The organism is Marinobacter sp. (assembly GCF_048259445.1).
Classification (GTDB): domain Bacteria; phylum Pseudomonadota; class Gammaproteobacteria; order Pseudomonadales; family Oleiphilaceae; genus Marinobacter.
Window position 1 is genome coordinate 46,541 of record NZ_JBLXHQ010000020.1, and the last position, 13,108, is coordinate 59,648.

At 52.3% G+C, this 13,108-nt stretch carries 4 protein-coding genes; all 4 read left to right on the forward strand.

Annotated features, from left to right (window positions below; genetic code table 11):
* Window positions 1-1,105: 1,105 nt before the first annotated feature.
* From ACN0RL_RS14310 to ACN0RL_RS14325, 4 genes are read left to right on the forward strand one after another with little or no spacing between them, the layout of a single operon-like run.
* The gene (locus tag ACN0RL_RS14310; protein WP_417517935.1) at window positions 1,106-10,081 is read left to right on the forward strand and encodes a hypothetical protein; all 8,976 of its coding nucleotides are present in this window, start codon (window positions 1,106-1,108) and stop codon (window positions 10,079-10,081) included.
* 12 nt (window positions 10,082-10,093) lie between these two features.
* Window positions 10,094-11,701: a MotA/TolQ/ExbB proton channel family protein gene (locus tag ACN0RL_RS14315; protein WP_417517937.1), complete on the forward strand. Its 1,608-nt coding sequence runs from the start codon at window positions 10,094-10,096 to the stop codon at window positions 11,699-11,701.
* Entirely contained in the window at window positions 11,698-12,213 is a 516-nt protein-coding gene (locus ACN0RL_RS14320; protein WP_417517939.1) for a hypothetical protein, read from the forward strand. The genes ACN0RL_RS14315 and ACN0RL_RS14320 overlap by 4 nt, the downstream gene beginning before the upstream one ends.
* Complete coding sequence (locus tag ACN0RL_RS14325) at window positions 12,210-12,947, forward strand: hypothetical protein (RefSeq protein WP_417517941.1); 738 nt, start codon at window positions 12,210-12,212, stop codon at window positions 12,945-12,947. Before ACN0RL_RS14320 ends, ACN0RL_RS14325 begins: the two co-directional genes overlap by 4 nt.
* Window positions 12,948-13,108 lie beyond the last annotated feature (161 nt).

Sequence of the window (13,108 nt, forward strand, 5' to 3'; positions counted from 1 at the left end):
AACGTTAGGTGAGGATTTGTAACGAAACAGGGGTTGAAATTTGGCTGTTTGGCGTCGAAATAGGACGGCGAAAACAATATCCTTGTTGCTAATTGTTAGGCTTTCACTTCTCGTCTATTTTTTATATATCACTGAAAAATAGCACTATTAATAAAATTAGTTTTAGGTGTGTCGGCACTCGACATTGATCAAAATGCGCGTGCGTCTGACCTCGACACATGGAATAGACGTTAATCATGACTGTCGAAAATCGATTTCGGAGATAGGGTAGATTTGTAAATATTGTTAAAAAATGTAGTTTTTAAGGATTTTATGAAAACATCAAAAAAACTGATAGATTTTTTGTTGAAAGCAGCTGATGAGCATGTATTTGACTTTTCTATCGTATAAAAGACTTAGGAAAGGGGGGCGGGTTTTTGGCCGGCCCTGAACAAGTTTTTAGGGAGCACTATGGATCATAAATACCGGCATTCAAACGTGTTGGTTGCTTACGAGAACCCGAACTTGGCGATCCATCAGTGACCCAATCATGGGCAGTGTATCTGAAGGGAGCATGCCAATCTTGAATGATTACTTTGGGTCATTTCGCGGCACAGTTTGCGCCGATAAAGGCGGGGGCTCCGCCTAACGAGATCTGTCGGGTAGTCTGAATAGGTAAATTGGGGTTCCCGGATTTTATGGATGCTAAAACTATAGTTCGTTCTCATGATTATTTGAGACGAGATCAGGCTGTGCAATTTTAGTAAGCCGGAAGCATTACATCAGGTGTTTAACGCAATATTGATAATTTTATTTTTACTTTCATTCAGGTCTGGCTTGTAGGAAATCAATTTATAGGCTATGAGTGTTGAATAGAGAGGTTTAAGCCAAAAAATAATACAAGCATTGTTAAAGTGTGGTGAACCACAATTTGGGTACTCGATAACATTGATCACTGGCCAGGGTTTTGAGATGTAAGGCAATAGATCAAGTCAAAAATGGCGCCGACTTTTGCGCGTGTTGGTACGACTTTTCGACGACTGTAGAGAGGCTTGGGATATTAAGTTTTGTGAAGCGAGAGTATCTGATTAGGTTATAAGAGGGAAGTTCGCAGGGAAGGGTGCTTATGTCAAACATTCTTGCCAGTTTAAACGATAATGGTACTACCAATACGATAGAGACGATCGCAGATCGTCTATGTTGGCGACTCATTCTCCGAAAGGCGCGCTTAACGATCGTCTGGTTGTGCGTATGGATGGTATTGGTGGCTAGTCCTATCCGCACCTACGGTTCGTTAGGCGCGGGAAAACCGATCGCGCCCGAGGTGGCGGCTGAACTGACTGCCTACGGCGCCACGCTTGTGCAATTTTTGCAGTTTTGGTCCCCCGAGGAGCAAGAGCCCCTTAAGGATCCGGCCTGCGAAGGCCACGACGGCAAAGTGTGGTTGGGTGAAATGGATCCACATTCTCCACTACCGTTGCAGGTTCAGAGCCATATCGTCGACAAGTACGAATTACAGGGTGTTCACTGGGACCACCCTCCGCCTTGCGCGAACATTGACCTCGCCAATAATCGAATTGCAATTATTGCCGGCGAGCTAGCTAAGTCGGCTGCAAATTACCAATTCGGGCTCGATGCACGGCGCGGGGGTGAGGCTAAACAACAATCAGCAGTTTGCTTGCCGGGTGAGAGAGGCAAGAAATGTGAGTTTGAGTTTCTCGACAGCCTGCCCGAGAGGGGTTGGTTAAGCAGTCCCAATACGCTACGGCTAAAACCCAGTTTATCTCGATGTGACCTCAGCCAAACCGTTCTCGGGGCTTCCTGCCTACATGAGCAGACATCGCTATTGAATCTGGCAACCTTTTGGTACCTAGCCGTTAGCCGAGTCATGGACGTGCGCTATTCTGCTGATGAAGACTATGTCGAAATATCTCCAGCCGAAAGGCTATTTCGTGTTGACGCAGCGCGGCGATTGATATCATTTCAGCGTGCGTTACTTCCTTACTCACAGTGGATTGATTCTAAAGACCTTATATCCGAGCTGGCGGCGCTTGAAATAAGCGCATGCTCATCACCCTTTGGGGATGGGGAGCCTTTGGACGAGGAAAGCGGCTGCTTGATTCAGGCGCGTGATCCGGCCACCGATGACCAGACAGAGGGCGGTGAAGAAAAGCTGATAGATCTTCCGACCCATGAAACTTGTCTGAAAATGGAAAGTCGCGAAGATAGAAGTTTTACAGGTTGTAATCTACGCCGAGACTTCTTTTTTGCATTGCGAACGGCGCACCTGACAGGGTTCTTCGCCAAAAAACTGTATTTGGCGGAGGAAAAAGCATCGATGCAAGGTGGTGCAATCCGAACTCAAGTAATGCAGTTGGCTGTGGCTACTGCCCAACTGAGTCCAGCGGCGCAATCGTGGTTGGCGCTGGGTGAGGCGAGGGTGAATTCATTTTCCGAGGCGAATCGCGTATTTGTGGACGGACTGCTTGGCGACAAAGCTTTAAAAGCTCAGCTGGAGGTTAGTCTGCGAGCAAAGAACCGCTCATCTACCGATAAAAACAACCCGTGCACTGTCGTTTTTGACTACCACACGTATCCCGCCGATGCGGGAATGGAGCCGCCTGATCAGAACTATGAAAGCTGCGGAACATGGCTCAAGGAATCGACATCCCGAACCAGGGACGAGGTTGAGTTCTTGCATGCTGTCTTACTTAACCAAAGAAAACAGTTCGATACGGCCTGGGTTATGTTATCCGCGGCTGCAGAAGTGGCAGAAAATCATGGATTGAGGGACTTAAATTTTGGAGAAAAGGCCGCGTATGGTCTTTACCTTAAGACGCGGGCGGCTGAGACTGCCAACACCTTGTACCAACGCCTGAGCAGCTCCACAGAATGTAGTAAGAGAAAACTAGAAGCTACGGAGGATGACCAGCAGCACGACACTATCCCTTGCCAATTAGTGCTTCCCGATTCGATGAAAAACTCGCCAAGTGGCGCTATGCGGCTCACTCTACAGGTTTTCCCGGTAGAGCAATACAGCAGCACCTACAACGTGCCCATGAGCCAACTGGTTGAGGTGCGCTTAACGAGGGATGGCTGCGGTGATGACGTCGCACAATGCTATGTTGCAGAATCGGAAACGCCCGCTGTGGTTTCGTTCGTTCGCGGTTCAGAGAATAAAAATAAGATCACAGCCTTCGAGCATCATGACTGGAAACTAAACGTCATTAACGTACGTGCGCGGCAAATCGGTCCGGTCGATTGTGCGTTTTCGACTATTTCCGAACGGTCCAACAACCAGCGGCTTTGCCGGCCAGGGCGTGTTCCTATGGAGCTGGATCAGATTCAGCATTGGGTTTGGCAGCGTCCCGGTATCCCGGAACGACCGCGCGAGTGGCTCGGCTACCTCGGCGCCAATGCCTTTGTTTCTGCGGACGGCATTGGAGTCGTTTGGAACCCTGATAATGAGGAGCTCCAAATTTTCGGCACTTTCACAGCGTCGACTTTAGGAAGCAGTGCATCTGAATCGTTTTCGCTATCCCTGACACACAGCTCGGAGTCGGATTGGCGGCGGAGTGTGCACCAGGCGTCGTTGCGTGCGGTATTGAAAGCACTGCCCGGATTGAACCATGTCTACCAGCACTCGGACTCGGTTCCATCCTCGCTTAACCTGCCTGAGGACATGGTCTTTGTTGCGCTAAGTTTGGATTCGGTAGAGCCCCTCCGGCTTCGACTATATGCGCACCCAAAGAGACATCCGGCTCTGATTACTGCTTTTACCGGGTCTTTGGATCGTACCGGCACACTCAACTGGAGCACGCCACGCGCATTGCTACCGGCCAAGCTGCTGTTGTTTGTTCAGACCGCCGACTTGGACGCCATGGAAGAGTTGGCCTCGGTGTTCACTAACACCGCCGGTGCTGCAAAGGATAAGAACGGACACAACGGAAACCTTCTTGGCGAAACACTGGCGCGTCGAGACCTTTTCGATGCGTCCGTCCTGAATCTAGCCGCTGTCTTAAGGGACTCGGGACAATATGAATCCGACACACAACTTGAGCCTATCAATGTGCAGGCCACCCTGAACCGATATCGAACCTATGCTTTGGGGCTGGAGGCAGACCCTGCGGCTACGGTGCTTAAGGTGTGGCAGAAGACGCGTGATAACCACGAAACAGAGCTTGATGCGCTGCGTGCTGACCTTGAAACACGACTAGAAGGCCACCTTGCCCCTCCTAAAATACGATTAAGCGGACTGGACGCGAAGGTTAGAGCGGAATTGCTTGAGTTACTCAACTTAACAGACTGGGAAGAGGCAAACGAGCTCATAAAAGCGCAGCTGAAGGGGCTAGTGGTTGAGGTATTGCGGGCATTCAGCGCAAGCGGCGCACTGTTTCAATGTTGGGCAGCCCATCAAGAGACTGCTTCCGGAGTCGAGACTGGGATTGATGCCTTGTGTGCCCCCCCTCAAGAGGCGGCAACTCGCATTAGCACCCAAATTTCGCAAATATTTGTATTGGGCTCCCATCTAAACGCCAGCGAATATAACAAAGAGGTAAAAAAATTCAGGGACCGCCTCAACAAACCGCCGGGACCACTGACAACCCAGCAACTGCTCGATGCGGCACACGGAATACGATTGTCTGTTAGCGTTGATGTAGAACTATCTGTCACTGCGGCATGGGCCGCGGTGATCGCAGGTATCAATCGAGATTCAGACGACATTTTAGCCCCCTTAGTTAGGGCGCTTAAAGACAAAAATAAATCAGCCGAATTGCTTGCCGCGCTTTCTGAAATTCAGGTGAACTGCGAGAAATCACCGCTCGGCTGCGAGCGTATTCTTGTCAGTCTTGCGACGACTTCGCTATATGGCGAGGACATCGTATTGACCTCTGGATTGAGGCCGCATCTAGAGCGTACGTTAAGTGCTTTAATTCCTCGCCCTAGTGTCGTTTATGGACCGGCTGACGAGGCTTCGACCAAAGAGAGCAGAAAACTTGCCAATACATTGACTGGTGCCCAGTCAGAACTGATGACAAAGCTCCAAAGTGCTCAGAATGACTATAGCCGTTCAATTGGCCGTGCCGTGGACGCAGTCGGCTTGACCGTGCGTGACACGATAGCGTTTGTCCCTCCTGTAGAGGTGCGCGAAGGCGCACTTTACCTTCAGCTGAACTCGCCAGCCTGGGGGGGGCGAAAGGGCGACAAGATTCTGGGTGTTAATTGTCAATCTGACGGCACCAATTGTGTTGCCAGTGCAGAGGTCTTGAAGACCGCCGCAGATTTAAAGGCGGCCTTGAGTATTGCCTTGCCGACAGCGAGTCCCCCAATGCCGTTTATACGCGTCGAGCGTGCGAGCAGGAGGCTGACACTACACCTGCCGCGATCGGCCTCTTACCAGATTGCTATCGTGCCGCGAATTCCGGGCGAGGCTCCTTTCCCCAGCGCTGATGTTGAGCAGCTGATGGACAGTGTCGACCCGCGCAATGCGGAGGCGGTGCAAGAAAAGATTAAACTGGCCGAGGCCAAATACGCAGTGTTGACGGCGACGATTGAACGTCTTAACGCGGCTGTACCATTCGATTGGCACGCAGCATACGAAGGCGAGCTTGAAGCGTTTAAAAAGGCCTGTAAGGCAGCGACTAAGGGGTTGCTATCTTGGTTCGGAGAAAGCGACTGCGAGGAGCCAGTAACGCTGTTCCAAAAAGCCTTCGTTGATCTCGACCTACGCATTATTTCGGCGGACATAGTTAAAAATATCGCAATTGGCGCAACTCCTCTGCTTCGTCCGACCTGCGTGCCCAACGATGAAATGCATGAAGTCTTGCAAAATGCAGCCAATGCGGCTTGTGGAAAGCTGACAGAGCAAGTGATTTTCATCGAAGATGAGTTGGAGTCGAATAATTTGGCTGAGGCCAGGGCTCAGGTAGCGGCACTGCCCCAGACCGTGATTCAGGCTTTTGGCGAGACTTTTGCCGACGCAACACAAGAAGAAGCGTTGGCGAGTTTGATGAGTGTCGCTTCGGCAGCCGAATTGCTGCCGCTGCAGCAAACAACATTTGATTACGAGGTCCATTCGAAGCGAGTGTGCGCCGAGGCACTTGAATCGATTGTAGGCGATCGTATCGATGGTTGCGGGGGGCTTAGAGAAGTCTACGTAAAAGCCCTGAACCTCGATCTTGGTGCTATCGCCAGCGAACAGGTGAATAAGAAGATTAATAAGATATGCGTTGAGGCATCCCGAGAGATTGGCCTTGGCGGAGTCAGTAACTGCTCAGATCTAAAGGTCGAACTGAATCAGGCGGTGGTCGCTGAAGCGAAAAAGTACATGAAGGAAAAATTCCAGCTAAATCCCCTCGACTGCAACCCTCGCGCAGGTATTGATTCAATTCTAAGGGGCGCCTCCCAAGCGGCCTGCGACATGCTGAGAGTGCAAGTCAAAGGTGTAGAGTCAGCCGTGCATGATACCCAATTCGAACGGGCCCAGAAGCTCACTTCCGAGCTGCCACGGAAAATTGCAGAAGCGTTCGGTGACAACCTCAAACAACAAGGGCGGCGGGAACTCAACAATTCATTTCCTTACTGGAAGGAAGTTCAGCAATACGAGCATCAGGCCAATCGATTGTGCATCACTATGCGTGATCGGACGGCAGACCTTTTGGGCGACGAGTTGCCGGCGGTAGAGGGTTGCAAGGGGGTTGATGCAGTGCTTGATCCCGAGCTGATTAAGGATCTACTGGAAAAGCGAGGTAAAGAACTTGAGCAGGCGGCTCGCGATCGTGTTGAGGCCGAACTTAAGGCTCGGGCCAAGACGCTGATCAATGCAGCGAACGCTGCATACAATGAGCAGAAACAACTCTTGCGGGAGGCGGCTAAAGCCCAAGCTGCCCCGCTCCTGGCAGAGCTACGCGAGGCTGAAGCGCGCATATGTCGTGCGATCGACATATTGTTTGATGGAGGTAACACAATCGAGTTAACGGTAATTGCGGGGGCGCCGTTCACGATCCGTCGTCCCAGCGAACTCGGTGCCCAGTGTCTGCCCAAAACGCTGGGCTTGGAAGCACAGCTCAGTCTGTTTGGCAAAGATGTAGATATAATTGGTGGCGTGACGCTGAATATAGACCGCCTGCGCGACGAAGCGCTGCTTGATAAGGTAGAGGCTGGTAATTTTAATCTGGCTAGCCTCGTCGATTTGAATTGGCACAAGTTCCGAACCAACCCATCCCTCGAAACAGTGCTGACCGAAAGGCTTCGCGATACCGAATCGGGGCTTTCCCTGCAGCGACTTGTAGCGCGTGCTGACAAAATTGAGGTTAGCCTGCAGTATCAGCCGGCTGCGTTCCCATTCGCGGTCCCGGTCAACACCCAGATCAGCACAGACGGTGTGCAGGTGGAGCTGGGCGAATTGAGTCCGGTGATGTACAAGGCAATCTGTCATGAGATTCGCGACTACATCTTGAGAGAGCAGCCTGAGATCCTGCCCGATGCGCGCATTGTCGGGGCACCGTCCGAGTATTGCGAGAAACGCGAGGTCAAGGGGCTGGAGTTTCAGGTGGCAGTGGATCTCGCCAAAGGTATCGGGCGAGTCGACGTGCAGATGTTCATCGACATCGAAACCGGCCTTCGTATAGTACCGCCGGACCTCAAGCAACTGGCCGCTGCCCAATTCCTCAAATTGTTCGGTATTGATGCTGTTAGGCCTGTAGCACCGTTCTATGACAGTACCGATGGCCTCACGCTTTATCTGGAAGGCAAAGCAGATACACCTATCGGCTTGGCGCTCCAGGCAGGCTTTTCCGTCAGCCCCAACCGGTTGAAGTTTAGAGGGCCTATTGGCCTGCGCATTCCTGGCTGGTTCGACACAACTGTTCTCTCCCTAGGCAACCTCGGCATCACCTACAACCCAGAGAACAAAGAGCTGTCTTTGTTGGGCGCTGTAACTGTCACGCCGGGCGCAGCCACGAATCATCTGGTGCGCGTTGATGGTCGAGGCAGCTTGGGGATTGAGGAGCAAAAGCTTGAGATTACAGGCAATCTTATGGTGCTGCGACTGCTTGGTGTTGCAGGAACTCGAACGACAATCAGTCTCCCGGAGCGCTTATTCGAACACACTATTGGTACCAGCCCGATGTTGGCCGACATAGTGAAGTTGCAAGGAGAACTGCGAATCCAGGACCTCAAACCAAATCCTTTCCTTGCAGGCTCCGGCGAGGGCGGCCTCTTCGGCGCCGACATCGCTATGATGAAGGTGGAGTTGCAACGTAACTTAGGTGGACATTTTGATGCCGGTTTGCGAATCCCGCTGGATAAATCCGCAGTAACGTTCAAAGTCGTGGTTGAGGAGGAGATGGGTGATGTGACGGCGGGCACCAAAGCCGAGCTTGAGGTCGGCCCTGTTAAGCCAACATTTAGCATGGATGCAAGCGCGAGCTCGGTAGGCATTGGCATGAAGGTGAAGTTCGAGGGGGCCGGCAGCCTCGACATCGGGTTTGCGCTACCAAGCTTTGCGTCACTGACGCCGGAATACGTCCTCAGTTTGCTTATGGATATGGGACTGACCTTCCACGTCCCCTCGTCCCTTGCCACCATAGCCAATGGCGCGCCAGAGGGCTATTCGGGGTCGAGGACCGGCAGCGGTGGTGAAAGCCAAGGGCAAGAGGCCGATAGCAAGCGGCCCGAAAAGCCGACAGATCCGCCCGGGAATTACCAGCGCGCCTGGCGCATGGTGCCGGTCGAATATTGCAAGCCGTTCAAAATTGGATTCAAGTTGTGGTGCGAAAAACGCATCCGTTGGGAGCCTGCTTTCGTCGATGGCCGAGGCGGCTCAATGGCGCAGCAAGCTGGTTACTCGGCCAGGACGGCCAAGCACTATGATGTGCACTACAATTCCAGTTACAAATACTACGACCTGCTCGTCGGTGCCGCCAGGGGGGATAAACGGGCGTACGCTTTCGTCAAGGACGGCGGCCAGTTGTGGGCTGGTCAATATGAGGCTAGTACACTCTCCGATCTCAATAGCAAGCCATACGCGCACAAGGCTCGAAAAGGGGAAAACCTCTTGGTGGTGCGTACCGGCGATGAATATTTCGGGATCAAGCCGAATGAGGTTCTTGATGCAACAGGCCAATCCAACAAACTGAATGGTGCCGGCCGTTGGCTGCAGGACAACGATTCCGGTGAGTTTGCGCGCCGACTCCTGCCGAGCGCGGCTGAGGCGCAGCTCTACAACGACAGCATGGTCGAGCAGAAGCCAATCGGCAGATCCGCCAAGTGGGTATTGCTCGTTATCACCAAAAAAGGCGGCCCGTCGACTCCGACACACATACTGGCCCAAACGCGCGGCGCAACGAAACCACTGACTTATATGGCACTCGTTGACCTCAATAAAAACGACGGCAGCGGGGATACGACCGATAACCTCATACAGAACTTAAGTGCCCTCCAAAAAGACCTTCCGGACGTTTTGGACCGGGTGTGTCCGCCGCAGGATCCAGCACAGGAAATTGGATCGTCACTAAGCGCTCCCTGCGCGTACCTTGCTGTGGGGCAGCGGACCAATGGCAAGCCAGTTGCATTCGGACTGGATGGAACCCGTGATAACCGACCAACGGCGCTGCTGGCGACCAAGTCACAAGCCTGGGCCGCACCCGTGCATTGGCCGAAACGCTTTAGCGCCGCGTCGTTAACAGACGTGGATCCGGCCATGTTACTGAAACTCTTGGACTCACTGGTTCAGAATTCCGCTCATCTTGATGGGATGAGCGAGCTAACAAATATTGTCATTGATCTATCTGCTAACGGGCGGATTGCGGTGAACGGCTTGGAAAAAGAGGGGGAGTTCATTCTGTTCTCGCCACGCAACATACAAATTGATGAAAACGGTAAACCTCGGCATTTTGAGCCGCGTCACCTGAATATGGGGTGCGTAAATGATTTTTGGGCTGATCAAGGAAGCCACCTTCGGCCTTACGAGGAGACACTCCGGGCTCAGGGCGTGAGCGAGAAAATGGCACTGATGCTGTCCTTAATCCATCACGACGTCTTCAAGACCTACGGTTTCGCAGCCGATCCAGTCGGGAGCTTGTACAAGCGCTGCAATTAATGGAACAAAATTATGATTGGTATTGCTTTGCTAGTGATTATTGTTGTGCTGGCGGCCGGTTTAATGCTCGTTTACTGGTCTTCACGATGGGATATCGCGTGGACGATCAGCCCTGGGGGCGATAAAAATAGCCAAGAAAGCACAGATCAGCAGAAGCGGCTGCTATTCAGCCACCGGCCCAACCGTGTTGCTGAAGACGAACGGTTCCCATCCACCTGGTGGAGTAAGGCGCAAGCGCTTCGGCTTTGCTGGCAGGGTATCCTGTTTGCCGTAGCGTTTATGGTGCTTGCCAACCTAGTGCTAATGGCGGCTGCTGAAATGACGATAGGAACTGCCACTGTAACGAATAGGGTTTTTACAAAAGCCGGTCTTGCGACTGATGGCACTTGGCTTTTCCCAATATTTAACGCTATCCGGACCAGTGGAACCAATGGCGGATACGTAAACACAACTAAAACGCACGAGGTGAACCGGAAAGCTTTCTTGGCAGCCTATCTCGTCGACCTCGATAAAGCGTCCGAGCTGGAACAAAAAGATGAGCTTAAGCTACTTGAGGCGGTTGTACGAGAGCGTTCTTTTAAGGGCAACACTAACAACATCTGTTCCAGCGGTCTGGATGTTTTTAAAGTGCAGTGGCTCACGGTTGCCAGCAGCTCCAACGAAATTCCGAGCTTGGGGGATGGAAAGCCTAAGTCATGCGATGAGTTTATTGCCCAAGAGTTGCCGAGCGTGAAAGATAACAGTATTCGAGATTGTGATCTGATGGACTACGGCCACCAAGCGACGAAAAAAGTCCGACAGGCTTATGGAATGGACTGGGTTCGCGACCTTGGCGGTTTAATTGGCCTTGATGGCGCCCCGAGTTCGCCACGAGAGTTGCTGAAGTCGTTAGAGCAAGGAACCACGCTCAAGCCGATTAAAGAAGGAATGAGCGTCGGAATCGAAGAAACTTGTAATGCACAGCTTGTGGCCAGCTTTGACCAAAACCCATACGCACGTGAGGTGTTGCTGGCGCAGCTGTCGCACTTGCGGGACAGTTTGGACGGTATTTATCGAGCCAAGGCGCTGATTTGGGGTCCGCTGCAGTGGCTACTTCTCGCTAGTTTTTTCGCAGCCTGCCTTGCCCTTGGTCAGCGTCGTGCGTTTTCTCGGGATATTGATTCGCAGACGCCAGATGACGCACATCTTCACCGCTTCGTGCGGGCCCGCCTTCAAGCGGTTGTGAATAGCTTGTCGTCGGATGATCAGCGTTTAGGCAAAACACTCATCGAACGCTCGACCAAAAACGCGATTAATGAGGAGTTGGACGACGACGCCAGCTTTCCTATTGACTTGACAAAGTATGTGCTTCCCACAGTTGGCTTTATCGGTACTGTAATCGGCATTGCGGCATCAATGGATAGTGCTGGTGGAGTGGTTGAGGCGTCCACGCAGGGCGTGGAAGCGCAGCTAAGTGCAATCAGTCTCGTGACAGGGCAGCTGGGAGTTGCTTTCGACACCACTCTTTTAGCGCTTGCCGCCACTGCGTTCGTCATATTCGGCCATGCATACCGGCGATCATGTGAACGGCGCGTGGTACGAAAAATGCCGTTGCCGGAACCACAGCAGGTCACTAAGTGAAAGGGTCGCCAGATGCATCGCTGTCTTTCCTCGATGTGCTGGCCTGCGCTCTGGGTGGTAGCGCGCTGTTGTTTCTTATTCTGACAACGCTGCCGCATTCAGGTGCTAATGCCCCGAAGGTTTCTGACGCGATTACTGCCAGCACGGTGGAGGTCACTCCGGCGCTTGCTGGTGCGCCAGCTCCGGCGCCACCGAAACTCTTTCGCATCGAACATCCGGCCCAATGTCAGCTGCGATTGGACGATCCGGATGCCGAAGCGGTTGTGCTTGGAGAAGCCTATGCGCTGACGGATCGAGGGCGCCCAGAACATTGGCTGCGCTTAGGTCCGCGCGATAATGCTTCGGTGCAAACGGTGGTTCTGAAATTTGAGGAATGCCCGTCGGGTGAAGCCTTTGTCATCCGCGCAGTGCACTACTCTGTTCCCCTTGAGCCCATTATCTATGAAATCTTGACTGACCATGGCACGCTTTCCTACGACGGCGGTACTTCTGAAAAGTGGAGTTTGAAATGATATTCGGTCGCTGGTCACGCAAGAGACCGAAGAAAGCTGCCGCGCGGCGCAATGAGGTGCTTTCCGCCGAACAGGGGATTTTTGAACAGGCGCTTCTCGAACTAGTTGACCGCCGGCGAAGCCGGACCGAGCCCGCAATTGGATTATCAATGCTGGATATTATGGCTTGTGGTTTGGGTGGGGTAGCATTTCTCGCGGTTTTACAAATGCTGATCCGCATACCGTTGCCACCTCCTCTTTCGCAAAATTATATTCTGGCTGAGATTCAAGCGGAAGGTCTTGGTCAGATCGGCTTCTTCGTCCAGCCGCCGGCAACTGATCGCTGGATTTCGGTCATACCGGACGACGGCAACCAACGCCCCGAACAGGGAGATACACTGGTGGGCGGTGAGGGCGCCTACGCGTCATCCATTACCTACTCGCAAACGTTTACACACCAGGATTGCAGCGCCAATAAAACACCATGCCTCAGCGTAGCCTATTTGCATATCGAAGGTCCGTCTTTGGACGAATGGAAAATCATGCCTTACTTTTATCAATATCGGAACGTCATGGTTGAGGACGTCCAGGATGATTTTCAAGCGAGTGCTCTCTCGCAGTTATCCTGCACATACTGGTCTCGTGATAGCACCATAAAGTTGGACTCTGAAAAAAAACCGTGCGCCTCAGATCGCCAGTTGGACTATCCGGGTGACTCGGCCTTCGTGGCACCAATTACTGTGACGGGACCCTAGGGGCAGAACTCGGCTTTAATTCAAAGTGACCGGTAGCTTTAGCGCAATAGACAACGATCAGATCAAGAGTGAGTTACTACAAATCGTGCTTCGATGCATAAAAAGATTTTGGGAACTCATGCAACCATTGTTTATCTCTTATTAAAACTATTGGAGAAAAA

Excerpts from the sequence above, each read along its gene's own strand:
- ACN0RL_RS14315 (WP_417517937.1), top strand. The coding sequence starts at position 10,094 with ATGATTGGTATTGCTTTGCTAGTGATTATTGTTGTGCTGGCGGCCGGT.
- ACN0RL_RS14325 (WP_417517941.1), top strand. The coding sequence starts at position 12,210 with ATGATATTCGGTCGCTGGTCACGCAAGAGACCGAAGAAAGCTGCCGCG.
- ACN0RL_RS14310 (WP_417517935.1), top strand. The coding sequence starts at position 1,106 with ATGTCAAACATTCTTGCCAGTTTAAACGATAATGGTACTACCAATACG.